General features: G+C 37.6%; 32 protein-coding genes, 1 tRNA gene and 1 pseudogene. 18 read left to right on the forward strand and 16 right to left on the reverse strand.

The window, feature by feature from the left end:
• The first annotated feature begins 11 nt into the window (after positions 1-11).
• The 6 genes from BHC51_RS00305 (at position 12) to BHC51_RS00330 (ending at position 5,107) form a co-directional block, all read left to right on the forward strand.
• Positions 12-974, forward strand: coding sequence for a glycosyltransferase family 2 protein (locus tag BHC51_RS00305; protein ID WP_100153062.1), 963 nt, complete (start codon positions 12-14; stop codon positions 972-974).
• A complete protein-coding gene (locus BHC51_RS00310; protein ID WP_100099026.1) occupies positions 950-1,384 on the forward strand; it encodes a GtrA family protein in 435 nt (144 codons plus the stop codon). Before BHC51_RS00305 ends, BHC51_RS00310 begins: the two co-directional genes overlap by 25 nt.
• A complete protein-coding gene (locus BHC51_RS00315) occupies positions 1,365-2,159 on the forward strand; it encodes a ChbG/HpnK family deacetylase (RefSeq protein ID WP_100099025.1) in 795 nt (264 codons plus the stop codon). Before BHC51_RS00310 ends, BHC51_RS00315 begins: the two co-directional genes overlap by 20 nt.
• A 183-nt stretch (positions 2,160-2,342) precedes the next feature.
• On the forward strand, positions 2,343-3,356 hold the full coding sequence (locus BHC51_RS00320) for a methionine ABC transporter ATP-binding protein (protein WP_100153063.1): 1,014 nt from the start codon (positions 2,343-2,345) through the stop codon (positions 3,354-3,356).
• Positions 3,353-4,021, forward strand: coding sequence for a methionine ABC transporter permease (locus BHC51_RS00325; protein WP_100099023.1), 669 nt, complete (start codon positions 3,353-3,355; stop codon positions 4,019-4,021). The genes BHC51_RS00320 and BHC51_RS00325 overlap by 4 nt, the downstream gene beginning before the upstream one ends.
• A 273-nt stretch (positions 4,022-4,294) precedes the next feature.
• On the forward strand, positions 4,295-5,107 hold the full coding sequence (locus BHC51_RS00330) for a MetQ/NlpA family ABC transporter substrate-binding protein (protein ID WP_100153064.1): 813 nt from the start codon (positions 4,295-4,297) through the stop codon (positions 5,105-5,107).
• A 71-nt stretch (positions 5,108-5,178) separates the two neighbouring features.
• On the opposite strand, the gene BHC51_RS00335 is transcribed toward BHC51_RS00330, so the two are convergent.
• Complete coding sequence (locus tag BHC51_RS00335) at positions 5,179-5,763, reverse strand: superoxide dismutase (RefSeq protein ID WP_100099021.1); 585 nt, start codon at positions 5,761-5,763, stop codon at positions 5,179-5,181.
• A 213-nt stretch (positions 5,764-5,976) separates the two neighbouring features.
• Here BHC51_RS00335 and dnaB point away from each other — a divergent pair, with 213 nt between their 5' ends.
• The 6 genes from dnaB (at position 5,977) to BHC51_RS00365 (ending at position 10,674) form a co-directional block, all read left to right on the forward strand.
• On the forward strand, positions 5,977-7,368 hold the full coding sequence (gene dnaB / locus BHC51_RS00340; RefSeq protein WP_100099020.1) for a replicative DNA helicase: 1,392 nt from the start codon (positions 5,977-5,979) through the stop codon (positions 7,366-7,368).
• Between the two features lie 106 nt (positions 7,369-7,474).
• Positions 7,475-8,173, forward strand: a complete 699-nt coding sequence (locus BHC51_RS00345; protein ID WP_100099019.1) for a GspH/FimT family pseudopilin — start codon at positions 7,475-7,477, stop codon at positions 8,171-8,173.
• A gap of 23 nt (positions 8,174-8,196) precedes the next feature.
• Complete coding sequence (locus BHC51_RS00350) at positions 8,197-8,679, forward strand: type IV pilus modification PilV family protein (RefSeq protein WP_100099018.1); 483 nt, start codon at positions 8,197-8,199, stop codon at positions 8,677-8,679.
• Entirely contained in the window at positions 8,676-9,557 is an 882-nt protein-coding gene (locus BHC51_RS00355; protein WP_100153065.1) for a PilW family protein, read from the forward strand. The genes BHC51_RS00350 and BHC51_RS00355 overlap by 4 nt, the downstream gene beginning before the upstream one ends.
• 39 nt (positions 9,558-9,596) lie before the next feature.
• Positions 9,597-10,193, forward strand: a complete 597-nt coding sequence (locus BHC51_RS00360; protein WP_180296380.1) for a pilus assembly PilX family protein — start codon at positions 9,597-9,599, stop codon at positions 10,191-10,193.
• 31 nt (positions 10,194-10,224) lie between these two features.
• The gene (locus BHC51_RS00365) at positions 10,225-10,674 is read left to right on the forward strand and encodes a type IV pilin protein (protein WP_100153066.1); all 450 of its coding nucleotides are present in this window, start codon (positions 10,225-10,227) and stop codon (positions 10,672-10,674) included.
• Positions 10,675-10,930: 256 nt separating this feature from the next.
• Here BHC51_RS00365 and BHC51_RS00370 read toward each other — a convergent pair whose 3' ends face one another.
• Positions 10,931-11,332, reverse strand: coding sequence for a Spy/CpxP family protein refolding chaperone (locus tag BHC51_RS00370; protein WP_100099014.1), 402 nt, complete (start codon positions 11,330-11,332; stop codon positions 10,931-10,933).
• A gap of 125 nt (positions 11,333-11,457) precedes the next feature.
• Here BHC51_RS00370 and rpe point away from each other — a divergent pair, with 125 nt between their 5' ends.
• Entirely contained in the window at positions 11,458-12,141 is a 684-nt protein-coding gene (rpe, locus tag BHC51_RS00375) for a ribulose-phosphate 3-epimerase (RefSeq protein WP_100153077.1), read from the forward strand.
• 145 nt (positions 12,142-12,286) lie between these two features.
• On the opposite strand, the gene polA is transcribed toward rpe, so the two are convergent.
• The 7 genes from polA to BHC51_RS00400 all read right to left on the reverse strand — a co-directional run bounded on the left by polA (position 12,287) and on the right by BHC51_RS00400 (position 17,668).
• Entirely contained in the window at positions 12,287-15,076 is a 2,790-nt protein-coding gene (gene polA / locus BHC51_RS00380) for a DNA polymerase I (protein WP_100153067.1), read from the reverse strand.
• Between the two features lie 374 nt (positions 15,077-15,450).
• Complete coding sequence (locus BHC51_RS13200) at positions 15,451-15,648, reverse strand: T6SS amidase immunity protein Tai4 family protein (RefSeq protein ID WP_373885672.1); 198 nt, start codon at positions 15,646-15,648, stop codon at positions 15,451-15,453.
• 40 nt (positions 15,649-15,688) lie between these two features.
• On the reverse strand, positions 15,689-15,925 hold the full coding sequence (locus BHC51_RS12890; RefSeq protein ID WP_218966347.1) for a T6SS amidase immunity protein Tai4 family protein: 237 nt from the start codon (positions 15,923-15,925) through the stop codon (positions 15,689-15,691).
• A gap of 52 nt (positions 15,926-15,977) precedes the next feature.
• Entirely contained in the window at positions 15,978-16,451 is a 474-nt protein-coding gene (locus tag BHC51_RS00390; RefSeq protein ID WP_100153068.1) for a type VI secretion system amidase immunity protein Tai4, read from the reverse strand.
• Between the two features lie 245 nt (positions 16,452-16,696).
• Positions 16,697-16,849, reverse strand: a complete 153-nt coding sequence (locus BHC51_RS13205) for a T6SS effector amidase Tae4 family protein (protein ID WP_373885673.1) — start codon at positions 16,847-16,849, stop codon at positions 16,697-16,699.
• Entirely contained in the window at positions 16,819-16,980 is a 162-nt protein-coding gene (locus BHC51_RS12900; RefSeq protein WP_218966349.1) for a hypothetical protein, read from the reverse strand. Before BHC51_RS12900 ends, BHC51_RS13205 begins: the two co-directional genes overlap by 31 nt.
• A gap of 157 nt (positions 16,981-17,137) precedes the next feature.
• A complete protein-coding gene (locus tag BHC51_RS00400) occupies positions 17,138-17,668 on the reverse strand; it encodes an inorganic diphosphatase (RefSeq protein ID WP_100100319.1) in 531 nt (176 codons plus the stop codon).
• Between the two features lie 1,155 nt (positions 17,669-18,823).
• On the opposite strand from BHC51_RS00400, the gene BHC51_RS00405 reads away from it, so the two are divergent.
• Positions 18,824-19,315 (forward strand): hypothetical protein, encoded by a 492-nt coding sequence (locus BHC51_RS00405; RefSeq protein WP_100153069.1) that lies wholly within the window; start codon positions 18,824-18,826, stop codon positions 19,313-19,315.
• 19 nt (positions 19,316-19,334) lie between these two features.
• Here BHC51_RS00405 and BHC51_RS13210 read toward each other — a convergent pair whose 3' ends face one another.
• The 3 genes from BHC51_RS13210 to BHC51_RS00420 are packed head-to-tail and all read right to left on the reverse strand — an operon-like array spanning position 19,335 to position 21,602.
• Complete coding sequence (locus BHC51_RS13210; protein WP_100153070.1) at positions 19,335-19,766, reverse strand: very short patch repair endonuclease; 432 nt, start codon at positions 19,764-19,766, stop codon at positions 19,335-19,337.
• 13 nt (positions 19,767-19,779) lie between these two features.
• Positions 19,780-20,697 (reverse strand): DNA cytosine methyltransferase, encoded by a 918-nt coding sequence (locus tag BHC51_RS00415; RefSeq protein WP_100153071.1) that lies wholly within the window; start codon positions 20,695-20,697, stop codon positions 19,780-19,782.
• Positions 20,694-21,602 (reverse strand): type II restriction endonuclease, encoded by a 909-nt coding sequence (locus BHC51_RS00420; protein WP_100153072.1) that lies wholly within the window; start codon positions 21,600-21,602, stop codon positions 20,694-20,696. The genes BHC51_RS00415 and BHC51_RS00420 overlap by 4 nt, the downstream gene beginning before the upstream one ends.
• A gap of 142 nt (positions 21,603-21,744) precedes the next feature.
• Here BHC51_RS00420 and BHC51_RS00425 point away from each other — a divergent pair, with 142 nt between their 5' ends.
• The 4 genes and pseudogenes from BHC51_RS00425 to BHC51_RS13220 all read left to right on the forward strand — a co-directional run.
• A complete protein-coding gene (locus BHC51_RS00425) occupies positions 21,745-21,885 on the forward strand; it encodes a transposase (RefSeq protein WP_100153073.1) in 141 nt (46 codons plus the stop codon).
• A gap of 190 nt (positions 21,886-22,075) precedes the next feature.
• Entirely contained in the window at positions 22,076-22,255 is a 180-nt protein-coding gene (locus BHC51_RS13215; protein WP_143558692.1) for an IS3 family transposase, read from the forward strand.
• A 50-nt stretch (positions 22,256-22,305) separates the two neighbouring features.
• The gene (locus tag BHC51_RS12550) at positions 22,306-22,473 is read left to right on the forward strand and encodes a hypothetical protein (protein ID WP_180296381.1); all 168 of its coding nucleotides are present in this window, start codon (positions 22,306-22,308) and stop codon (positions 22,471-22,473) included.
• 89 nt (positions 22,474-22,562) lie between these two features.
• Positions 22,563-22,757 (forward strand): annotated as a pseudogene (locus BHC51_RS13220) (integrase core domain-containing protein); the annotation flags it as partial.
• A 262-nt stretch (positions 22,758-23,019) separates the two neighbouring features.
• On the opposite strand, the gene BHC51_RS12555 reads toward BHC51_RS13220, so the two are convergent.
• From BHC51_RS12555 to BHC51_RS00440, 4 genes are all read right to left on the reverse strand, one after another.
• Positions 23,020-23,109 (reverse strand) — tRNA-Ser (locus BHC51_RS12555).
• 307 nt (positions 23,110-23,416) lie between these two features.
• The gene (gene lysC / locus BHC51_RS13425) at positions 23,417-23,677 is read right to left on the reverse strand and encodes an Rz1-like lysis system protein LysC (protein ID WP_100153075.1); all 261 of its coding nucleotides are present in this window, start codon (positions 23,675-23,677) and stop codon (positions 23,417-23,419) included.
• Positions 23,568-23,903: a hypothetical protein gene (locus tag BHC51_RS12340; protein ID WP_100154094.1), complete on the reverse strand. Its 336-nt coding sequence runs from the start codon at positions 23,901-23,903 to the stop codon at positions 23,568-23,570. Before BHC51_RS12340 ends, lysC begins: the two co-directional genes overlap by 110 nt.
• 2 nt (positions 23,904-23,905) lie before the next feature.
• A partial coding sequence (locus BHC51_RS00440) for a M15 family metallopeptidase (protein ID WP_100153078.1) occupies positions 23,906-24,284 on the reverse strand: 379 nt, incomplete at its 5' end.

The raw sequence follows: 24,284 nt of genomic DNA on the forward strand, positions 1-24,284 counted from the left end.
AGATAAATTATATGGATGAAAATATCATTGGTTTGAGCATTGTTCTACCAATATATAATGATGCGGCCGCAGTAAGCCGTTTTTTGCCTGAATTATTTACTTTTACTAGCCGGCAGAAAAAAACTTGTGAAATTATTCTGGTTGATGATGGCAGTACAGATCATTTAACTGCTACATATAAACAGCTCAAACAACAGCTACCCACGAATACAGCTTTGCGACTAGTTCAGTTTTCACGCAATTTTGGCAAGGAAGCAGCACTAACTGCTGGATTAGAACAATCGCAGGGTGAGTTGGTTATCATGATGGATGCTGATGGCCAACATCCTGTATCTGTGCTTGAACAGATGCTGACTTTGATGCATACGAGTAATGTTGATGTAGTAGCTGCAGTGCAGACATCACGTGAACATGAAGGTTTATTAATTCGAACATTGAAAAATGGTTTTTATCATTTTATGCAGGATACCCATCGCTTTGAGCTAACTCCAAATGCCGGAGATTTTCGTCTGATGAAGCGCAGAGTGGTACAAGCTCTGCTTCAATTACCTGAGCGACAACGGTTTATGAAGGGACTATATGCATGGGTTGGATTTTCGACTGTTTATATTCCATTTCAGGCCTCTCCGCGCCAGATGGGTAAGAGTAAATTTAATTATTTGAGCCTGTTTGAACTGGCTCTGATTGGTATTACGTCGTTCTCACAACGTCCCTTACGCTGGATTTCCCGCATGGGAATGATTATTTCTCTGCTGGCTTTAGTCTATGGTCTGTATATTGTTGCTGATACCTTATTTTTTGGAAAAGATCTTGCCGGCTGGCCAACTCTGGCAGCTGGAATTATGTTTTCTGCTGGCATTCAGCTAGTTTGTCTTGGTGTGATTGGTGAATATATTGGTCGTATTTATGAAGAAGTAAAACAACGACCACTTTATCTGGTGGATAAGGTGTGGGACAGCCGCGAACAAAAGTAAAAACTGTATCCAGACAGGGAGTCTGGTTTGGCTTAGTTGGGGCGACTGCTGCTGCTATGCATTTTTTCTGTTTGGTGCTGCTGGTACAGTATGCTCAGCTTGCACCTACACTAGCCAATCCAGTGGCTTTTCTATGTGCTTTTATTATTAGCTTTATTGGACATTACCATCTTACTTTCAGGAAGGCGCAGCATTCGTGGCTTCAGGCTCTGTGGCGTTGGTTATGCAGTGCTTTGGTTGGTTTTGGGCTCAATCAGATGTTATTTATGGCCGGTATAAAATGGTTTGGTAATCAGGCATATTGGTGGTTATGGTTTATTATTACCATAATTGTGACTGTTTTATCATTTATACTGGCTAAATTCTGGGCCTTCAATGAGAAATTAAACCATGAAACCAGTAATAATTAATGTAGACGATTTGGGTATGTCGGCAGCCGTTAATGAAGCCGTGCTGCATTTGGCACAGATAGGGCGTATACAGGCTAGTAGCTTTATGAGTCTGGGTACAATTGCACCTGATGAAGTGGCCGAATTGAAAAAACAGGGTATTGATATCGGAGTGCATTTTGATTTAACTGGCTTTGCAGGTTTAGGCAGTTTGAAACAGGTTTTAATCAAATCTTATTTGCGTGCATGGCCAGAAAAAATTCTTCAAGATGTAATTAATCGCCAGCTTGATGCCTTTGAAGACAAAATTGGGAGCAAACCGGTGTTTATAGATGGTCATCAGCATGTCCATCAATTTCCACAGATACGTTCTGTCCTGCTAAATATCATATTGCAGCGGTATGGTACCGAAATTGCAGTTCGCAGCACAAAAAGCATGCAGCACGATATCAAAGCAAACATAATTCATGCACTTGGCGGTTATCAGCTGGATAAATCATTAGTGCAAGCAAATATCACACATAATCGTGCTTTCGCAGGCATTTATAACTTTAATGCCGATATTAAAACCTTGCAGGCCAAATGGAATGAATGGCTTAGTAGTGCTTCTGAACAGGGATTGCTGATTATGTGTCATCCGGCAGTTCCTTCTGATAGCTGGAATGATGAAATTAAAAGTGCGCGGGAATGTGAATGGAAATGGCTTAAAAGTGATGCGTTTATCCAATGCTGGCAGCAACATCATTGCCATGCATTCAATTGGCGAAACCTTAGACAGAAAATTTTGTGTCACTAGTCAGTAAATTACTGATAAATAAAATTGGTTATATTTACCATTATTTATATAATAATTACATTTTTTGGCTGTTAACATGAAAAATTCAGTCAGCACATTCATGATTTATCAAGTACACTATCTGTATTGCATTGCAACTACATCATCTGGAATCAAGTCGTACTGAGTATTTTAAGGGTCGTTATGATCATATTTGAAAGTATAAAAAAAACCTATATCAAAAATAAACAGCAAGTACATGCCTTGAATGATATTAATCTCACTGTTGAAACAGGTGATATCTTCGGGCTAATTGGTTGGAGTGGCGCAGGTAAAAGCAGTTTAATCCGTTTGGTAAACCAGCTGGAAAAACCTACCTCCGGCACAGTGCGTGTAGATGGAGTAGATTTAAACAAACTGGATGCTGCAGCCCAACGCGCACATAAGAAAAAGATTGGTATGATTTTCCAGCATTTTAACTTGCTGGAATCCAAGACTGTAGGTCAAAATATAGCTATCCCATTGGTTTTACAGGGTATAAAGCGTGAAGAAATCGATCGTCGAGTCGATGCTATGCTGTCATATGTTGACTTGGCCAGCAAAAAGCATAGCTATCCGAGTCAATTATCTGGTGGACAAAAGCAGCGTGTCGGAATTGCACGTGCTCTGATTACTGAGCCATCCATATTACTGTGTGATGAAGCCACATCAGCACTTGATCCACAGACTACTTTATCAATATTAAAATTATTAAAGCAAATCAATAGTGAACGTAATATTACTATATTACTGGTTACCCATGAAATGGAAGTAATCAGCTCAATTTGTAATAAAGTGGCCGTGATGGAAAAAGGGCAGGTAATTGAGCAAGGTTCAGTACTGGATATTTTTTCGGCACCTCAGCAGGAAACAACGAAAAAATTTGTTAGTACAGTAATCAATGCTGAGATACCAGAAGCCGTATTAGATAGTCTGGTTGAGCAAGAAAATATTTTCCGATTAGAGTTTTTAGGTAACTCAGCCAGAGAACCGGTGGTAAGCGAGTTGATTTTAAAACAGCTAGTAGAAATCAATATACTTTTCGCTAATATGCGTGAAATAGGTGGTGTTGTGCTGGGAAGTATGTTTATTCAGATGAATGGCACTGAAATAAATGTCGAAAAAGCAGTGGCATTTTTACAAACAAGAGGTGTTCGGGTTGAAAGAGGTGGTGTATGAATCAGTGGTTTGAAACCTCATTAACAGCTGACCAGTTTGGTACAGCACTATTACAGACCTTTAATATGGCCAGCATCTCATTTGTGCTGGGATCAATATTAGGTACAGCCTTGGGTGTATTATTATTACTTACACGTCAGGGAGGAGTGTGGCCAAAGCCTATATTGTATAATTTATTAAATATTATTATTAATGTAGTCCGCTCATTACCTTTCATTATTCTGCTGATTTGCGTATTGCCTGTTGCCAGCATGATTATTCATACCTCTATCGGCACCAAAGCAATGATTATCCCTTTGATTATCTTTGTTGCTCCCTATATAGCGCGCCTGATAGAAAATTCATTATTGAGCGTGCCAGCAGGGATCATTGAAGCAGCTCAATCAATGGGTGCAACCAATTTCCAGATTATTCGCTATTTTATTTTGCCTGAGGCAATGCCGTCTATTCTTCTGGCTTTAACCACCGCACTGATAGGCTTGATTGATGCAACAGCCATGTCCGGTACAGTTGGCGGAGGTGGTATCGGTGATCTGGCAGTTAATTATGGTTATCAGCGATTTGATTACGTAATTATGATTGCCACTGTTGTGGTGCTGGTATTGATTGTGCAAGTTATCCAAACTTTAGGTAACTGGCTTGCGGCTAAAGCCAAAAAGAATTAATCTGTAAAAAACGGCTTTAAAAAGCCGTTTTTTATGCTTATAAATTTCTAATCTTTGTTTATAAATAGCCAATCTTTTACTATCCTGTTTCAACCATTAGACTACGCAATTTAATGATCCTTAGAACAGAATTTATATTTTTATCCAATGATGCAATCGATTAAACAATCTAAAACCAAATATATGTAATTAATATGAATTTGGTATAGGATTAAATTTTTTTAATTCTGTAGATTTTAAGTTCTAAATCCTACCCTAATAGGAGCAGATAGTATGAAGCTGGTGAGAACGTTTTTCATTTTTATAATAGCCTGCTTGGCATTGGTAGCCTGTCAGCAGGATAAAAACAGTAGTAAACAGATTGTTATAGGAACATCACCTGGACCTTATAGCCAGCTTTTTCTTGATGCAGTAAAACCAATTCTGGAGAAACAGGGCTACCAGATCAAACAGATTGATTTTTCAGATTTAATGCAAGCTGATATTGCTTTACAGCAAGGCAGTGTAGATATTAATGTTGATCAGCATACTGCTTATATGGTTGCTTTCAATCAGAATAAAAAAGCCAATCTGGTTGCTTTAACACATATTCCAACCGTACCAACAGCAATTTATTCTAAACGCCATGACAATTTACAGGCAATAAAACAAGGCAGTGCCATCGCTGTACCCAATGATCCTGCAAATGCGGCTCGAGCCTATCGTCTGCTGGCGAAAGCCGGCTGGATTACTCTGAAACCCTTAACCAATCTGGGTTTGATTTCGAAAAATGATATCAAGACTAATCCCTATCAGTTGAACATTACAGAACTTGATCCTGGTAATATTCCACGGACGCTGTCAGATTTTGATTATTCAGTAATACCGGGAAGCAGAGCCTATGCAGCCAAAATTAACCCTGATCTAGCCCTTTTGCAGGAAGATATAGTGCCTACATTTGAACTAGTGGTAGCAGTAAGAGCCGATAATGTGCAAAAGCCATGGGCTCAGGCCGTCAAGTCAGCTTATAAATCAGCAGAATTCAAAGAGTATATGCAGACACATAATACAAAGCATTACTGGTACATACCCAAAGAAAGCAACTAAATCAATAGTTGATAATAAAAACTGCCTTGTTGTAAGGCAGTTTTTGAATTTTCTTAATAATTACCACATAATCAGGCAGCAAAGCGCTTTTCTACTTCGCCCCAGTTAACGATTTCCCAAAAATTATTTAAGTAATTTGGCCGACTATTACGATAATCAATGTAGTAAGCATGTTCCCATACATCGCATGTTAACAGCGGAGTATTGGCGCTAGTAAGTGGAGTAGCAGCATTACTGGTTGATACAAGATCAAGTTCACCAGCCGGTGTTTTTACTAGCCACGCCCAGCCAGAACCAAACGTACCAGCAGCTACTTTATCGAATGCCTCTTTAAATGCATCAAAACTACCCCACTTAGCATTGATTGCATTGGCCAGAGCACCGTTTTCTGTCAATGCTACGCCTTTCGGAGCAAAGCCAAACCAGTAAAAAGTATGATTCCAGGTTTGCGCTGCATTATTAAATAACCCACCCGATGATTTTTTCACAATCTCTTCCAGAGGCATGTTTTCAAACTCAGTCCCCTTAATCTGGTTATTCATGTTAGTGATATAAGTTTGATGATGCTTACCATAATGATATTCCATTGTTTCTTTGGAAATATGTGGTTCCAGTGCATCAAGGGTATAGGGCAGTGCTGGTAATTTGTGTTCCATGGTAGAGATTCCTTCTGATAGAGTGATCAATTGGTGTTTTACAGTGTATCTATTCTTCAGATAACAAGAATTAATTTGCAAATATAAAGAACGTTTAATTAACATTAAACCATTACATGGTTCGTTAATATTGTAATACACTGCTCTTATCAGCGGCAAATAAGTACGAGCTTAATGGTAAAATTGGAAAAGGGGTCATTAAAGTTAAAAGACATGGAAGAAATCAATATAAATAGCGAAGAAGCAAATCTGCTGACAGTACCACCGCACTCAATGGAAGCAGAGCAGTCCGTTCTGGGTGGGCTGATGCTGGAAAATAGTGCTTGGGATAGGATTGCAGATTTAATTGATGAAGATGATTTTTATCGTCATGAGCATCGTCTTATATTCAGAGGAATCAAAACTCTAGTTGAGTTGTCACGCCCAGCTGACGTAATTACAGTGCAAGAAGAGTTGCAACGGCGTGAGGAGCTTGAGCCGGCAGGTGGTCTAGAGTATTTGATTACTCTAGCTCAAAATACACCTTCAGCGGCAAATATCCGCCGTTATGGGGAAATCGTACGCGAACGTTCCATCATGCGTCAGCTAGCACAGGTGGGAACACAAATTGCTCGTTCAGCCTATAGCCCTCAAGGTAAAGAAGCGGCACAGATGTTGGATGAAGCAGAAAACAGCGTATTCCAGATTGCTGAATCAACCGCGCGTTCAAAACAGGGTTTTTTAAGTATGCCTGTGCTGTTGAAAGAAGTTGTAAGCCGAATTGATTATCTGTACTCTCGTGACAATAAAAACGATGTTACGGGCGTGTCAACAGGATTTATTGATCTTGATAAAATGACATCCGGTCTTCAGCCTGGTGATCTGATTATTGTTGCAGGTCGCCCGTCTATGGGTAAAACTGCTTTTTCCCTAAATATTGCTGAACATGTAGCCATCATGGAGAAATTACCAGTTGCTGTGTTTTCGATGGAAATGGGTGGTGCGCAGTTAGTATTACGTATGTTGGGTTCAGTAGGCCGGGTTGATCAAAGTGTACTTAAAACCGGACAGTTGCAGGATGAGCATTGGGGCAAGCTGAATGATGCTGTAGTTAAACTAACCGATGCACCAATGTTTATTGATGAAACCCCCGGATTAACCGCATTGGAAGTACGCGCACGTGCTCGACGGCTGGCACGGCAGCAGGGCGGTAAACTTGGATTAATTGTACTTGATTATTTACAATTAATGTCTGGTTCAGGTCGGTCTGACAACCGCGCGTCAGAACTGGGTGAAATTTCCCGTTCTTTAAAATCATTAGCTAAAGAGTTGCAGGTTCCTATCATTGCCTTATCGCAGTTATCGCGCACAGTAGAGCAGAGGACAGACAAACGGCCAATGATGTCGGATTTGAGAGAATCAGGAGCAATTGAACAGGATGCAGATCTGATTATGTTTATGTATCGTGATGAATATTATCATCCTGACAGCCAGTTTAAAGGCTTGGCAGAATGTATCATTGGCAAGCACCGCAATGGTCCAACAGGAAAAGTTCATCTGACTTTTCAAGGTCAATTTACTAAATTTGACAATGCAGCCGTGCCTGATGGGTATTTTGACAACTAATTTTATTTTTTATCCAAATAATTAGTCAAAAGCAGGTCAAATGATGTAAAATTGTCTGAAAATAATTTTATATTAATTTGTGTCTGGCAATTTTAGGATCGAAATTATGGTTTCATCCAAACCAACGAGCGCTGGTTTTACCTTGATTGAAATGTTAATTGTTATTGCAATTACAGCTATACTGGCTGCAATTGCCTTACCAAATATGGAAAGGATGATTGCTTCGCAGCGAATTACTAATCGCGCGGATCAGATGTTTGCTATGTTTCAGTTTGCCCGTGCTGAAGCTATACGTACCAATAAGCCAGTATTGATCTGTCCTACAGTGATCAGAAAAAATACTGCTAATGACAATGGCTGCAAACAATTTTCAGAATATAATAATGGTCTTGGCTGGCAAGGATTTCTAGCATTCAATGATTTAAATATGGATGGTGCGTACACTGCAGCTATAGACTCCTCTGTGCGTGTTGTAGCCTTGAATCAGAATACAAATGATGCTAATAAAATCAAAGCGCTAATTAGATTCCAAACTTGTAACGCCAATCAAGCTATATGCAATGGCGATATAACGAGGAATGATAAGCTGGGCTTTATGCCAGATGGTCAATTTGGTATTGGTAGTGGAGAAAATGCTAATGGCTGGGCTATTGGGCAATCTAGCGTCCTAGTGGAGGTTGTTGATAGTCGCTACCCAGATATCAACCGACGTATTATCCTTACTCCTGGCGGCAAACCTGTTGCTTGTTATGGCCAAAATGGCAACAAAAATACAAATACCTATTGTGTATTACAATTATCTTAATTTTGAAATATATGGAAATTGTTATGTTTCAGCAGAATATTAAAAAGACAAAATATTGTTTACATGCCTACCAGTTGCAACGGGGCACTACAATAGTTGAAGCAATCGTGGCCATATTTGTACTTTCCTTTGGCGTACTTGCATTGATGTTAGCGCAAATTACTGCAGTAAATACGTCAATTAATGCAGCAAATCAAAGTGAAGTAACCAGAGCGGTGCAAAATTACGTAGAAGAAATGCGTTCTTATCCTAAATTAACAATCCAAGAAAAGCTTGATGGTCAGGGTAACAAAATACAATCTATTGCTAAAGATTACTCTCAATATGCTACCAACAATACGGCTATCTGTGCAAACAAATTAGATATCCACCTAGTCAATGCCAATTTAAATACATGTATCATTAATACCGATGGACAAATTACTGTTACATGGGGAGGACAATCTCTAAGTAATGATGATACAAATGATGAGTTTTCATATAGTTTAACAGCAGGTCAATCATGACAAAATCTTATCATGTTCAAATTAATCAGGCTAAAAACAGATCTGACTTAAACTCAGCAATTAATTTGAGTAAGCAACGTGGATATAATCTTATTGAGTTAATGGTAGCTTCATCTATCAGTATAATTATACTTTTAGCTGCCAGTTCAACATTTTTAACTACATATCAACTGAAAGAACAGGTTAAGACCAGAATCAATTATGAGCAGGATGTAAGAAATACAGCAAACCTGTTACGCAGTGATGCACGCCAATTAGGTAATTTTAGTTGTCTAAATCCACCAACAGCCAGTAATTTAAATAGTATATTTAATGGTTCTTTTACTGAGGAAAATAACAAACAGTTTTTGTCAACCAGATTTGTTGGTAATGTAGGTGTTACTCCGACTAGTGGTAGCCAGCCACTCATTATGACATATATTAACGGGACATATGCAAGTAATCTTGTAGGCACAGATTGCAATAACAACATTCGGGATTTGGCAAATCGTGTCGATGCTGCAGTGTATATAGTTGGTACTACTGCTTCGGATGCAGTATCTGGATTGTATCGGGTTAATTACAGTGGAGGACGGTGGAGTGCGCCCCAACTTCTGGTAAGTAACGTCTCCAATGTACAATACAGCTTTGATTATGACGGTCATATTGATGTTGGTGCTAATGCAAACTGCCCACAATCATTACCACAAAACAATACTCCTACTGAAGCCGTTATTAATTTTAAAAGCAATCGGCTTAATTTTACTTATGACAAGCCGCCTGTTTTAATAAGAGCAATATTAACAGCAAACTCGGCGCAAGCGGGTTCCAATGTGAATTATGTAATTAATGCAATGGTTAGACAGGGTGAAGTTTGTATCAATAATCAGGTTAAATAATAGTAAATCTTTAATAATTCTAGACTAATGGCTTCTGACATGAAAATAAATTATAAATCCATACCAGTTAGGCAATCCGGATTTGCATTGTTTTTAGTGCTTATTATGATGATTGTAATTGCTTTTCTAGTTGTTGCTACTATGCAAAGTACTTCAATGGACACTCGTACAAGTGCCAATGACAGCGATCATCAATTTGCTCTTCAGAACGCTCAGTTAGGAATAGTTGCAGCTGAAAATCTTATCAGTAGCTGGCCTGCTGATATCAAGTCCAGCAGCGATAGAAAAGTATTTGCTTGTGATTGTAAAGATGGTTTATGTGCGGCCAATAATATACAACCAACAATAGCCAATAGTAAATTGGCCATCGTAGAGAACTGTGGTGCATCACAATTACCAGAAGTCTGGAAGAGAGACAAGGTATTTACTAATGCAGTAGACGATCCTTCCATTCCATCTTCACCAAATGCCAATGATGATATGAAGTACCGATATGTTATAGAATATTTAGGTCCTGATAAAGATGCCGGAGTAGGTATATATTTATTTCGCATTACTTCCAAAGGCTGGGGACGCAATGGATCTACTACCAGTATGGTTGAGGAAAATGTGCAAGCTGCACTGTATGATAACTGATTTGTTAAAACATATATAAAGATTGGCGTTTATGAGTTACAAGTTTCTAAATAATGGCTTCACTTTGATAGAATTAATGATAGTAATTGCTGTTATTGGGGTGCTATCTGCTATTGCTTTGCCTAGTTATAGAAACTATATTGAAAAGGCAAATTTGGCAGATGCAAGCACAACATTAACAAATATTAGTCTAAAAGTTGCTGAGCGTAAATTACAATTGTTCAATGCCAGTTTTGTCCAAAGTGATTTAAGTACAATAATTGCCCAGCAAGTTAATACTGATAGTAAATACACTATCGGGGGTGAGTGCCAAAGTGCTACAGATTGTTCAATTTATCGTTTATATGCTGAACCAAAAAGTAATAGCAATTTAAAAAAATCAGTCTGGTTAGGAAACGCTGGAAACCTTTATATTTGTGATACTAGAAGTGTTAGTAATATTACTGATGCATCCAGTAATGCTAATTGTACTAAACAATAAAACAATTATTTTAAATAAAATTTGGTATTTATATTTAATTTTAAATTTTTAGCTTTAAAACTTATACGGAGACAGTTCAGTGATTAAAGGAAGATTAGATCACAGAATCACTTATTGTTTTTTTATTGTTTTTTTAAAATTAGGTTTCAAAAAAATTTAAAATCAAATATTTACTGTCCGAATCAGTAGTGCTTACATATATTGAGAATTATAATTTTAGAAAGAATTATAGATACATGCAATAATCTATTAATACTTAACGTAAACAATTATTTATCCAGTTTTTACGTTGTTGATGGTTTAAAACTTGTAAAAATTCATATTGAACTTTCAATTCATTTACATCCTGCTGCATACGTGACATATAATGATTCAGAACATAACGTTTAGCTTCTGCTTCATCAAATTTGGGTTGCATCAGGATTTGGTTCAATTGTTCATTTTTGCGTTTGCTGTTTGCAGTGTGTTGTAAATTCGTATTTTGATTTCGTTTATACTGCATTCTAATAAATCTCAGCCGAGCTTTTTGCATTTGAGTTAATTCAAGCTTGCGGATATCACAATTAATGTGCTCAGAAGCAAATGTGGAGCAGGTAAATGTCAATATGACAAGACCTGTACAATAGTGTGCTATTTTTTGCCAGTATAGAGCCACCATTCCATTCTCCCTTTCATTTCAATGGAGGATAAAAGTATACTTCAATAGCAGTCAAGCACTTATAATGGTAGTAAACTTGCGTAAATAATATAATTTACCACAGGCGTTTTTATATGAATAAGTTAATGAAGCCAAATTTCTTTATAGCACCTAGTATCCTATCTGCAAATTTTGCCTGTCTAGGCAATGAAATTGCTTCAGTAATTGAGGGCGGAGCAGATTGGATACATTTTGATGTTATGGATAACCACTATGTACCAAATCTTACTTTTGGGCCTATGGTTTGCCAAGCTGTAAAATCATATGCTTCTGTACCAATAGATGTACATTTAATGGTTGAACCAGTAGACGAAATGATTAGTACTTTTGCAGCTGCTGGAGCCAATATTATTACATTTCATCCTGAAGCGAGTCGACATATAGACAGAAGTCTCAGTCTGATTAAAGCAGCAGGATGTGAGGCAGGGCTAGCATTTAACCCAGCTACTCCAATTCATGTATTGCAGGAGGTAATAGACAAACTTGATGTGGTATTGTTGATGTCTGTCAATCCGGGTTTCGGTGGACAGAGTTTTATTTCATCAACATTGAAAAAAATCAGTAAGGTTAGGGCAATAATCAATGAATATGCCAGAGAAAATGGCAGATTCATTCGTCTGGAAGTGGACGGGGGGATCAAAACTGATAACATAGCTCAGATTGCAGAAGCAGGTGCTGATACATTTGTAGCAGGTTCAGCAATTTTTGGACATAAAGACTATGCTAAACAAATAGCGGCGTTACGGGCACAACTGGTCAGTATACGCTAGTGATTAGTTAACTTTTTGTCATATTGAATGTATGATGCTTATACTTCTCTAAAATTTAAAGAAATTTATAAAAAAGCAGTCTATTTGTATTCGACTGCTTTTTTATTTTCTCAAATAAGAACAATATCAGAATAAAATCATTATTTTAATGTGCCTCATCCCAATTATGGCCATTGCCTACATCAACAATTAAGGGGACTTTCAGCTCGGCTACACCAGACATTAATACCGGTAAATGAAACTGCAAAGTTGATAATTCAGATTCAGGTACTTGTAAAACGAGTTCGTCGTGCACTTGCATAATTAGTTTCGTATGCATGTTTTCCTGCTCAAGCCAGTTTTGTACCGCAATCATGGCTCGTTTTATCAAATCAGATGCAGTACCCTGCATTGGTGCATTGATTGCAGCTCTGAATGCCCCAGCGCGTTCTATGCCATTGCTACTTTTTAATCCAGGCAAATAGAGGCGGCGGCCAAAAAGTGTTTCTACAAACCCATACTGTAATGCCTGTTCTTTAGTTTTTTCCATGTATTCGTGTACACCTGGATATCGGCTAAAATAGCGAGAAATAAAATGCTGAGCTGCCTGAAGTTCTATTCCAAGAGATTTAGCCAATCCATATTCACTCATACCATAAATCAATCCAAAATTAATTGTTTTGGCGTAGCGTCGTTGTTCAGCTGTTATCTGATCTTGTGGAGTTGAAAAAATCTCCGCAGCCGTACGCCTGTGAATATCTTCATTATTCTTAAAAGCATTAATCAAAGTGGCATCATTGGAAAGATGAGCCATGATGCGTAACTCAATCTGAGAATAATCTGCTGAAACTATGAATTGGTCGCGTGGGGCAATAAAGCTTCTTCTAATACGCCGTCCTTCTTCTGTGCGGACAGGAATATTCTGTAAATTAGGATTATTACTGGCCAGCCGCCCAGTAATGGCAACAGCTTGAGCATAAGTAGTATGTACACGTTCTGTGTGCGGATTAATCAACTGAGGTAATTTGTCCGTATAAGTAGATTTAAGTTTAGCAAGCGTACGTGTCTGTAAAATAAGTTTGGGTAGGGGATAGTCGGGTGCCAGTTTTTCAAGTACTGTTTCATTGGTTGAAATGCCACCAGTGGAGGTTTTTTTTAGACCAGCAGTAGGAATACCCATCTTGTCAAATAGAATAGATTGCAGCTGTTTTGGTGAGTTTAGATTAAAAGGCTGTCCGGCCAGATGATAAGCCTGTTCCTCCAGTTTCACCAACTGTGTGCCAAGTTCGTGGCTTTGTTGAGCCAGTTCCTGACGGTCGATTAATACCCCTGTACGCTCCATAATATACAATATGTTCTCAACTGGAATTTCCATATTCCGGTAAAGCTCGAGCTGAGCTGTGTCCATTTGTTGCCTGAGTAAAATCTCAAGGCGCAAAGATACATCTGCATCCTCAGCGGCGTAATTGACAGCGTCTTCCAGTACAACATCTGCAAAACTAATTTGTTTGGCTCCTTTGCCACATAAATCTTCGTAGTGAATGGTTTGCCAGTCCAGATGCCGCAGAGCCAGTTCATCCAGACCATGTCCTAAATGGCTTTCAACAATATAAGAAGCCAGCATGGAGTCACCCACAATACCTTTTAAATTAATATTATAATTAGCCAGTACATGCTGGTCATATTTGATATTCTGGCCAATTTTGCCAGGTTTACCAGCTTCGAAATAAGGTTTAAGAGTATTCAGAACCGTTTCAAGCGGTAATTGCTCACTAACTACTGTAGGGCTATGGCCAACAGGAATATAGAATGCTTTTCCTGGCTCCAAAGCAATACTGATACCCACTAAATTGGCATTCATAGCATCCAGACTATCTGTTTCTGTATCCAGAGCAATCGTTTGTACTGTATCTAATTGTTTTTTTAATTCATCTAGTTGGGAAACTGTTGTAATAGCTGAATATTGTTTGGGAATATTTTTTAAATTCTCTGATTCTGATGTATTTTTTATAATTCCTCTGTTGATGTCTTTATTAACTTCAGTTTCGGTAAATAAATCGTCCTCAGACTGTGAAATAGTTGTATTTTCATCATGATACATCTGCGCTTCTTTTAACCAACTTTTAAAACCTAATTGCTTAAAATGGGGGATTAATTCGGTCCATGCGGGTGTTTGTCGTTTTAAATCTTCAAGACCATGTGGCAATTCTTGTTGCAGATTTATATCTGTTTTAATAGTGATTAATTGATAAGATAAAGGTAATTTTGGTAGTGCAGTACGTAGATTATCACCAACTTTCCCTTTAATATCATTGGCATGATTAATAATATTTTGTAAGGTTCCATATTCCTGCAACCATTTGACCGCAGTCTTGGGACCACATTTATCTACTCCTGGTACATTGTCAATTTTGTCACCAATCAGACTAAGATAATCAATTATTTGGTCAGGTGAAACACCAAACTTTTCTAATACACCGGTAGTATCGAGTTTTTCGTTACTCATGGTATTTACCAGCGTGACCTGATTATTAACAAGTTGAGCCATGTCTTTATCTCCTGTTGAGATAATGACTTGATAACCAGTTTTTTGTGCTGAACAGGCTAATGTACCAATTACGTCATCTGCCTCCACGCCATTTATAGATAAAACAGGCCATCCCATTAACTTTACCAGCTCTGGTAAAACTTCAGCCTGCGGCCGCAGATCTTCTGGCATCGGTGGACGATTAGCCTTATAGTCAGGATAAAGCTGATGACGGAAATTCTCGCCCTTGGCATCAAATATACAACAAGCATAATCGTGTGGTATATCCAAACGTAAGCGCCTTAGCATGTTAAGTACGCCGTATAATGCACCTGTTGGCAAACCCGTGGGACTAGTTAATGGTGCCATCGCATGGAATGCTCGATATAAATACGATGAACCATCAACCAGTAATAATGTTTTTTTCATGGTAATTCCAGAAATGTCAATTGTTTTGTCAGACTTCTGAGCTCATTTTGCTCAACTGTTACAAGCCTGATAAAAACATAAATAGCTTTAATTAACTTGTATTTTACGATAAAAAATATTGTTAGTAATTCTAAACTATGGTTTTGTTAGAAAAGCAATCATATGAAAACACCCGAAAATAACAATTATTTTATCTGTTATGTTGTAACTATAATTTGATTATTTCGCATAATGAATATTATGTTAAATTTTTAATATTGAACTTAAGCCGATTAAAGCTGATAATTTACAAGCTTCTCCGACTACTAACCTTTTAGTTTATTTATCCATACCAGCAGTTGTTATGTATCTTGTCTTTAGCTCATTTTCTCTGATTATTTTTTCCTGTTTAAATCCCTATAATAATTACGAACTGTACCTCTAAAAGTATCTTGTGGATGTTCAATCATTCTTTTTGCAAGTTTATCTAAATCTTCACTATGATAAAGATCCAGACATTTTAGAAAATCGAATTTAACTCCCTTCATTTCTGATTCAGCCAATGGATTGAGATAATTACGTGATAGATACATTTCTATTAAATGGTGGACAGCTTGTGGACTCTCTTCCAAATCATAATATGTCCCATTCTTCTAGTCCACTTACACTACTGCCAGAATCCATTGAAGCAATTTCACCGTTAAGATAGGCTTTCGCTAAACAATTTCCTAAAACCATATCTTTGTAATTTTGAATAAATGTTCTTCTAGGTGCTTCGGGTGAAGTAATATTATTGTTAGCAGCATTACACAAAAATGGCAATAAGGCTAAGAAATAGCCATATAGAAATTTGAGTTTAAAGTTTCTCATAGCAAACTCTAAATTTTAATTTTCAGGATTACAAGATGATTTGAAATATTTTTCATTTATTTCTATTTAAATCTCTATAATAGTTATGTAATGAGCTCTTGTAAGTTTCATGTGGATATTCAACCATTCTTTTAGCCAGCTTATTTAAATCTTTGCTATGGTATAGATCCAGACATTTTAGAAAATCGAATTTAACCCCTTTTATCTCTGCTTCAACGAGTGGATTAAAGTAATTTCGTGACAGATATATATCTACTAAATTTTGTATTTCTTTCGTACTTTCTTCTAAATCATAATAAGTCCATTCCTCTAATGCACTAACACTGCTTCCAGCGTCTATTGCAGCAAATTTATCATCATGATAAGCATCTGCTATACAAAATGCCAAAACCATGTCCTTATAGTTTTGAATAATTGTTCGCTTAGGTGCTTCTGGTGATGTGATATTATTGTTTGAAGCATTACAACCAAATGATAATATCATCAGTAAACAAGCACATATGATTTGCATTCTAAAAGTATTCATAGCAAACTCCAAAAATTAGCCCGATCTGTGGTATATGTTGACTCTGGTTCGTTAAAATAACAACAGTCATAACACTTATAGCCGTTAAATAAAGTAGCTTGACCCTTAGAGCATCGGACCAGCCGGAAACCTCAAATAAGATTATCCCTTTTTTTCCGATTAGGGTTCCACCTCCTGAAGGCAGATAGCGTACAATTTCTGGCTTGTCCCATTGCACATATAAAAAAATTGATTAGATGGTTAACTCAATAGAAATACTTGAATTTCTTATCTCCTCCAGATACTGTTTGCTTCGGTATAAATGGTATTCTGAATCCAGAGTGATTCAGAATATAACTCATGCGAACTGCACAAGTGTTATTCCACCTTAGTTTGGGTCTGGATGATTTATATTGTATGCAACTTTGCCACCAATGATGTTAGCAACTCTTTGTCGTCTTTCTTCTAAATTATCAGCTTTATTGTAAATTATTTCAGAAGCAGCCCATGCTTTATCAAAAAGTGGGCGGATACCTTGTGGAGCACCCAATTTAAATCTCCTTATATATATTATGCTCAGATTTTGCATTAAGATATTTGCTGCGAAACTTAAATATCAAAAGCATAAAAATTTCGCAGCTGATTTAGGGCATTTTTCCTGTTTATTACTACTTTACAGGCTGATAGCTACCTAAATATTGTTTTAATTACTGCTGTTGCCAGCGCTGTTGAGATTCACGAATAACCTTTTTAGCTTCTTCGATATCGCCCCAGTGTGTTACTTGGGTGGTGCCAGCCTTTTTCAGGTCTTTGTAGTGATTGAAGTGAAATTCAATCTGTTTAATCAATTGTGATGGTAAATCTGCCAAGGTTTGAATAGCATTACCATTGTTGCGATCATCTGCCGGTACCACAACTACTTTGTCATCAACTTCACCATCATCAACAAATTTCATCACGCCAATAATCCGCGCTTCCAGATAGATACCAGTGCTTAGAGGCTGGTCGGTAACAATTAAGGCATCCAGTTCGTCACCATCCTCGTCTAATGTTTGCGGGATAAAGCCATAATTAGTTGGCTTGGCAAAAATAACAGGCTCAACACGATCCAGTTTCATTGCGCCAAGCTTGCGATCCCACTCTATTTTATGGTTAGAACCAGCCGGAATTTCTACTACAACATTGATAATACCGCCGTCTACATCACCGGCATCCAGAATATGATTAAAATCTGCCATAATTAAATGTCCTGCATTTAAGTTTAAATGGTCGTATTGTAAACAATGGCTTTTTGTTTGCCCATATTTTGTTGTAGATTTATTGAATAAAATTTAAAAAACTAAATCTGGGTTACTCTCATTGTCTATGGCTGAGCATTAAAAAGATGTAAATTTAATGATCCTGTACGCTTGCCAAGATTCAATTGCTTAATGTAATCATTCGATGTAAATTGCTTCATTGAATATAATTTATGATTATAGCATTCGGTTTTATTCAGTTTATGGCCGCTTTTATGCTAACTTCAGGTTCATTACCTATCCATATTTTTAATGAGTAACCATGAGATTTAACCAACTTGTCCTGAAGAAATTAAATTTTATACATACGCTGACTATTGAAATTATCGGCTATTCAATATTACAAGCTACCCTACTCTGTCTAGCAACAAAGTCTATATGTCTGTATCAGTCCAATTACCAACTGCTGTGAATTGACCACAACCTTATAATCAGATTGCACGCCAGTTAAATGCTGGCGAATCAGATGGTACTACCATAGACGAAATCCGCTAACTGCGCACTATTATCGACAAACATACAGACGTAGTACAGGAAATAATGCTGGCCAGTAACATGAGGTATGAATGAACAAGTCAGTAGATGATTGGCTGTTAGGTCATAAAACACGAGCCGTCAGAACACAAGATTCTGGCGGTTTTTTTGTTTGGCCGCAAGAAATCCCCACCACCACTTAAACCAGGCTACGGTTTGACCAATTTACGCGCAGCTGCGCTGAAACAGCCTGAAGTGATGGTAAAGATAACACGACGCAAAAGTAATATCAGTAACGACCTGAAAGACATACGCAATCATCTTAATTAAATCAGCCGTAACGGTGAGGTTGAGGTTGGAAATCAGGACAGCGAAAAGCTTAATGGCAAAAAAGCACTGCGCAACCAAACAAAAGACTGCCAAAAACTTGGTATACCAGAAAATGGGAAACGCCGCGAAGCACTTAATATTGTGCTTTCAATGCACGCAAGAACGCCGCCACAAGCTGTAAAGGATGCAGCAAGGTAATTTTGCCGCTGAACAATTTCAAGGCCACCAGTACGCATTTACAGTGCATACAGTGATGAACCGGCTCACCCACATGTACACCTGAGTGTGCTGATGCATGATGAGTTTGGCCAAAGGCTTAATCCCCGTAAAAATGATCTGTTCGAATGGCGGCTACGATTTGCTGAAAAGATGCGCGAACAAAGCGTGCCTTGCGCAGCCACACGAAGACAGCATCGCGGTGTAACCAGAAAAGGAGAAAATTTTGTACTACATTCCATGCGAAAACGTGGTTATGCAGGCAATGTTCACAAAGAACAGGCTAAAGCATTAATTGAAGCTATTAAAACCGGTAACAGACCGGCACATATCTTCCTGAAAGAAGCAGTTGCAACACGTTCGGAAATCATCAGCGAATATGCCAAGATAGTCAGAGAACTATACAAAAGCGGACACAAAACCGAAGCCAGACTGCTAAGTAAATTTGCTAAAGAAGTAAACGAGACCGGTTTTACTACTCAGGCTCAGGAAAGATATGATAAAACTGTCAGTAATTTAAATCATACCCTTTCAAATAATATTGGACGTGATGGCATTGAACGGTAATCCGGTTATTTCAGGATATTTATCTATTCAAGTCTGTGTCATAGAAATGATGTAAGAATTTTTTCAGTTTTGGTTCGGCAAGGAAATTCCAGTTTTTTATTTCACATTCCCAGAGAGTCAGAACATGCCATCCGTGACTTCGGAGAATATTCAGATTTTTTTCATCACGTCTGATATTAAGTTCAAATTTAGCCGACCAGAAATCCGGATTCGTTTTAGGTGTAGAAGAATATTTGCAGCCATGGCGGTGCCAGAAACAACCATGTACAAAGATCAGAATTTTTCTGGATCTGAAGACAATATCAGGTTTGCCTGGCAGGTCAGATGCATGCAGCCGGTATCTGTAGCCGTTTTTCCACAGCCATTTACGTACCTGGATTTCCGGTTTAGTATTCTTGCCTTTAATTCTTGACATATTAAAGGATCGTTGTTCAGGGGAGTGAACATCCATAGCCTAAGGAACTTTATTTCATTACAGAAAGCATTTTTTCAGCAATAGCCATTATAACAGGTACGCAAACACTATTTCCAAACTGCTTATAAGCCTGAACATCAGATACCGGAATTTTAAAACTGTCAGGAAAACCTTGCAATCTGGCAGCTTCTCTTGGTGTCAGTTTTCTGGGATTACGACCGGTCTGTTCAATCAGAATTTCACTTCCGTCTTTATAATATCTGGCGGAAATAGTATTGGTATATTCTGAGTTACAGTTTACTAAACCATAACCAAATCCTTTACCGTTAATCCGGTTTTCTGCTTTCCGTCGTTGATGACCAGCCCACAATTTATCGGAAATAGTGTATTTCTGATCAACATCAGACTCTAAAATATCTCCCACTCTTGTAGGCAAATTTAATGGTTCCGGAAAGACAAAATTGACAGAATGATCCAGAAAACCAACAATATATATTCTTTCTCTGTTTTGCGGAATACCAAAATCTTTCGCTTTTAAAACGTCATAGAAAACGTTGTAACCGGCATCTTGCAGATGCCTTAAAATAATTTTTAAAGTATTACCTTTATTATGCCCTTTTAATTGCTTTACATTTTCCAGCAGAAAAGCTTTGGGCTGTTTTTTTAATAAAATCCGTTCAATATCAAAAAACAGAGTTCCTCTGGTATCTGAAAATCCTTTTTTTAAACCTGCCTGTGAAAATGGCTGACAAGGAAATCCGGCTAACAAAATATCATGATCAGGCACATTTTCTTCCTGTATCGAAGTGATATCTCCTGCAATATTTTCACTACTGTAATTTTCAATGTATGTTTTTATTGCGTATTTGTCGATCTCTGAAGTAAATACACATTCAATATCTTTAGCAACCAGCTCGAAGCCTAAGCGTATACCACCGATGCCTGCAAATAAGTCTATAATTCTCATAAAATTAAATTATGATGTTCCCAATAATTTAACACATCCGGAATCGAATTACTAAAATAGCATTCAAAATCAATAACATTGTGGCAAGTTGATAATTTCTTCGAACGTTTGACTGAATCAAGTACAACTAAAACAATATTATGTTCCCTCATTTGTGCTATCTTTTTATCAGAAATATCATTATCTACTGTTAACAAATAAATATTTGGTAAAGAAGACCTTTGAATTTCTTCGACAACTTCTTGCCATCGCTCTCTCAAAGTCGTTTTCATTGAACCGACAATAGTCCGAATTCGTAGTTTACTAAACGCGTCGGTATTTGGAATAATCGAATCAACAACTTTACCTAAGCCAAGTTTAGAAAAAGATTTTTTTCCGATGCTGGCTTGTGATTCAAACGTAAACCCGAAATAATCATATAATGAATATACGATTTGTTCAAATTCCTTTCCTGCTCTGGATCTTCTTGATTGCGTATTACTTAAACATAATTGATAAATATAAGGGCTGATATAACCCGAATAAACACCGAAATATTGATTTAATTCTTTATAGAACTCAGCTTCTGAGATATTCGATAATGCATACAGTTTGTTACTGATGCATGTCAGCAGCTCTTTAGGCCCATCAAAAATATTTGCTATTTCTTTTAATATCACGCCATTAAAATTACTTTCCTGCTCTAAAAAATAATCATAAGAAAATTTTCTCCATTGAACTATAGCCTCAGAAATTTTTCCATTATTCAATAAACCATCTATTAAATCCTGATTAATTTTCTTTACTTCTTTTATCGTAGTTTCAGCTGAAGGTATTCTAATTTTTCTTTCTTTTTGAATTATAGAAGAAAATTGTTTGTTCTCATGCTCGGAAAGTTGGATTAAAGGCTTAAAACGACTTATCATTATCCGTCTCTGAATATATTAATTAAAAATGTTAAATTTTAGCATATGATCAGCAAATATAAACTCCTTTTGTAACTATCCTCTTAAATAGCACAGCATAAAAGTAGAAAATTCTCTTTGTTAACCCACAGAGGATTTAATCATGAAAAAAATGACTGAATATCAGATCGTAGCTATTTTAAAAGAAGCTGAAGCCGGTATCTCCGTCAAAGAACTTTGCCGTAAATATGGTATGGGGAATTCAACTTTCTATAAATGGCGTGATAAATATGGTGTCATTTAAGTTTCAGATATTAAACGATTAAAGCAACTGGAAGCTGAAAATAGTAAGCTTAAGCAGATGTTTGCTGAGCTGAGTTTAAAATCTCAGTTTCAGGAGAAAATAATAAAAAAGCTATAGTGCCAACTCAAGCACGTAAAGCTTGGGCTGTGCAACTGCAAGAAAATCATTGTTACCGGATGATTCGGTGATTATGTCAGTGCTAAGTGCTATCACGGATAGGCATTTACACTGGGGCTTTCCTAAGTGTTTTAACCGCATTAGAAAGCTCGGCTATAACTGGAATCACAAATGTGTTTATCGAATATACTGCCAGTTAAAGCTTAATCTCAGGGTAACGCGTAAACAACACGTATTCCTCCGCGAAGCCTAGAAAAACTATCAGTACCGAATAAGCTAGGTAAATGCTGATCAATAAATTTTATGAGTAACAGCAGTCGCAATCAACGCAGGTTTAGAACTTTCAATGTCATCGATGATTTTAATCATGAGGTGTTAGACATTGATATTGCGGTCAGTTTGCCGGCTGGTAGGATTGTTATCTGGATAAACTGGCCGGATATCATGGCTATCCACTCAAAATACGAGTAGATAACGAACCGGAATTTACCGGAAAAACATTCATTGACTGGGCAAAGTCACATGGTATAACTATAGATTATATTTAACCAGATAGTCCATATCAAAACCGATATATTGAACAACTTAATCGCACCTATCGCACTGAAGTGCTAGATTTATATCTATTTAATAATCAGGAACAGGCAAGAAAGGTAACCGAAGAATGGCTAACCATTTATAACACAGAAAGACCTCATGAAGCATTAAATAATATGACACCGAGTGAGTATAAAATCCTAAAACAAGCAGCGTAATTTTCTACCTGAATCTTGTACTAACTTTGGGGTATTTACAACTGTATTTTCAAAAAGAAATGAGAGACCGGCAATCTTTAGAAATGGTACAAAAGTATGCACATTTGGCTCCAGAACATTTGGTCAAAAATGCAATGATGCAATAAAGATTGACAATACTATGACAATTACTTGTCACAATTCTGTCACAGTAAACAAACCAGAGGAGGAAGTTGTTACAATAGATATAATGCGTAAAATGTTGAAAGCAATGGAAGATAAATGGTGGGTCGTCAGGGGATCGAACCCTGGACAAATGGATTAAGAGTCCGCCAAGAATTATCACAAGTTATTGTTTTTAAACAAATGAACCGCCTGCAAACCTTGGTTTATTTGGCTTGTTTTAATGTGGTTTTGTCTTAAATTTGGCAAAAACTATCGGCATTATTTTTTGATTTCTACAACTCAACCGTAGTTTTTTCAGGAAAACGGCGTTGACTATTGTTAAGCTGTAGTTATCGTTTATAGGCTTATCATTTTATTTATGATTGAACTGAGTTGTTTCGATCTCCGTAACAACTCAGTTCATATTCCTTTCACGTAAGTCCAAAAATTGGCGCACGCAAATACATTTCAACCGTGGTGATTTCCCCCACAACTGAATAAGCTAGATTGTAATGTTAGTGAATAGCTTTTACCAGCGCACTATGCCGCCTTGCACAGTCGTTATACTTCCCTACTACCCCAACTGCCCACGGCAGAATATCTGCGCCTGTAGCGCCGTTTAACGGGCTTAATGCAGGGCATGGCTCTGTAAGGTTGGCTGGAATGCTAGCGACTGCTGATGGCTTCGTTGATGATGCGCACCCCTGAAGCGTCCAGACACACGTTAGTATAAACAGGAACTTTAACAATCTTTGTAACTTGTGCTTGTCGTTCATCTTGCTTTACCTCATTTTCTGCTTTCTGTTTCTCATAGTCTTGGCTGGCTTTATTGATAGCCGCCTGCTGCTTGGCTAAAGCCTCTTGATACTGCCGTTGGACTTCTTCCGTGCCCTTGCTATAACCTTTCTGGTACTGCTTGCTGCCATAGCTAAGTACAGCAAATAGCACCATCAAGGCAAGCAAAGCCCAAGCGCCTAAGGCTAGATAATTGATGTTTTTCATGGCTACACCTCAAAATGCGGGTAATCTTTAGTCTTTACCCAATCTCCACCCCAGTTTATTTTTACACCAAGCTCATTGGCAGCATGTTTCATAGCCTCGGCAATTACTCGGAATTTCTTTAAATCATTCCAATCTACCGGATACGGCACTAAATCTATGGCTTTGCCTGTGGTGTGTTTGCTGGCGAATGGGTTATTTAGCCATGTAACTTTGCTTAAACTTGGCTGGGCGTATTTAGCCGGCACCCCCTTTATAGAACATTGTTGCGCTGTTCGTCCCTTGCCATAATTAATGCAGCACTGCTCACGGCTGCGCAAGCCCTCAGTTACCATAAAATCCTGCTTAGTAATTTCAATGGCTCGCTTAACCACCTTTACAAGA

Source organism: Snodgrassella alvi (genome assembly GCF_002777745.1).
Lineage (GTDB): Bacteria > Pseudomonadota > Gammaproteobacteria > Burkholderiales > Neisseriaceae > Snodgrassella > Snodgrassella alvi_D.

Coding starts and splice junctions, on each gene's coding strand:
- BHC51_RS00330 (WP_100153064.1), top strand. CDS start 4,295: ATGAAGCTGGTGAGAACGTTTTTCATTTTTATAATAGCCTGCTTGGCA.
- polA (WP_100153067.1), bottom strand. CDS start 15,076: ATGAAAAAAACATTATTACTGGTTGATGGTTCATCGTATTTATATCGA.
- BHC51_RS13200 (WP_373885672.1), bottom strand. CDS start 15,648: ATGTATCTATCACGTAATTATCTCAATCCATTGGCTGAATCAGAAATG.
- BHC51_RS00335 (WP_100099021.1), bottom strand. CDS start 5,763: ATGGAACACAAATTACCAGCACTGCCCTATACCCTTGATGCACTGGAA.
- BHC51_RS00345 (WP_100099019.1), top strand. CDS start 7,475: ATGGTTTCATCCAAACCAACGAGCGCTGGTTTTACCTTGATTGAAATG.
- BHC51_RS00355 (WP_100153065.1), top strand. CDS start 8,676: ATGACAAAATCTTATCATGTTCAAATTAATCAGGCTAAAAACAGATCT.
- BHC51_RS00415 (WP_100153071.1), bottom strand. CDS start 20,697: ATGAGAATTATAGACTTATTTGCAGGCATCGGTGGTATACGCTTAGGC.
- BHC51_RS12340 (WP_100154094.1), bottom strand. CDS start 23,903: ATGAAAAACATCAATTATCTAGCCTTAGGCGCTTGGGCTTTGCTTGCC.
- BHC51_RS12890 (WP_218966347.1), bottom strand. CDS start 15,925: ATGAGAAACTTTAAACTCAAATTTCTATATGGCTATTTCTTAGCCTTA.
- BHC51_RS12550 (WP_180296381.1), top strand. CDS start 22,306: ATGAGTAACAGCAGTCGCAATCAACGCAGGTTTAGAACTTTCAATGTC.
- BHC51_RS00315 (WP_100099025.1), top strand. CDS start 1,365: ATGAAACCAGTAATAATTAATGTAGACGATTTGGGTATGTCGGCAGCC.
- BHC51_RS00405 (WP_100153069.1), top strand. CDS start 18,824: ATGCATGATGAGTTTGGCCAAAGGCTTAATCCCCGTAAAAATGATCTG.
- BHC51_RS00390 (WP_100153068.1), bottom strand. CDS start 16,451: ATGAATACTTTTAGAATGCAAATCATATGTGCTTGTTTACTGATGATA.
- BHC51_RS00370 (WP_100099014.1), bottom strand. CDS start 11,332: ATGGTGGCTCTATACTGGCAAAAAATAGCACACTATTGTACAGGTCTT.
- BHC51_RS00320 (WP_100153063.1), top strand. CDS start 2,343: ATGATCATATTTGAAAGTATAAAAAAAACCTATATCAAAAATAAACAG.
- BHC51_RS00365 (WP_100153066.1), top strand. CDS start 10,225: ATGAGTTACAAGTTTCTAAATAATGGCTTCACTTTGATAGAATTAATG.
- BHC51_RS13215 (WP_143558692.1), top strand. CDS start 22,076: ATGTCAGTGCTAAGTGCTATCACGGATAGGCATTTACACTGGGGCTTT.
- BHC51_RS00400 (WP_100100319.1), bottom strand. CDS start 17,668: ATGGCAGATTTTAATCATATTCTGGATGCCGGTGATGTAGACGGCGGT.
- rpe (WP_100153077.1), top strand. CDS start 11,458: ATGAAGCCAAATTTCTTTATAGCACCTAGTATCCTATCTGCAAATTTT.
- BHC51_RS00420 (WP_100153072.1), bottom strand. CDS start 21,602: ATGATAAGTCGTTTTAAGCCTTTAATCCAACTTTCCGAGCATGAGAAC.
- BHC51_RS00350 (WP_100099018.1), top strand. CDS start 8,197: ATGTTTCAGCAGAATATTAAAAAGACAAAATATTGTTTACATGCCTAC.
- BHC51_RS13210 (WP_100153070.1), bottom strand. CDS start 19,766: ATGGATGTTCACTCCCCTGAACAACGATCCTTTAATATGTCAAGAATT.
- BHC51_RS00305 (WP_100153062.1), top strand. CDS start 12: ATGGATGAAAATATCATTGGTTTGAGCATTGTTCTACCAATATATAAT.
- lysC (WP_100153075.1), bottom strand. CDS start 23,677: ATGAACGACAAGCACAAGTTACAAAGATTGTTAAAGTTCCTGTTTATA.
- dnaB (WP_100099020.1), top strand. CDS start 5,977: ATGGAAGAAATCAATATAAATAGCGAAGAAGCAAATCTGCTGACAGTA.
- BHC51_RS00425 (WP_100153073.1), top strand. CDS start 21,745: ATGAAAAAAATGACTGAATATCAGATCGTAGCTATTTTAAAAGAAGCT.
- BHC51_RS00360 (WP_180296380.1), top strand. CDS start 9,597: ATGAAAATAAATTATAAATCCATACCAGTTAGGCAATCCGGATTTGCA.
- BHC51_RS00325 (WP_100099023.1), top strand. CDS start 3,353: ATGAATCAGTGGTTTGAAACCTCATTAACAGCTGACCAGTTTGGTACA.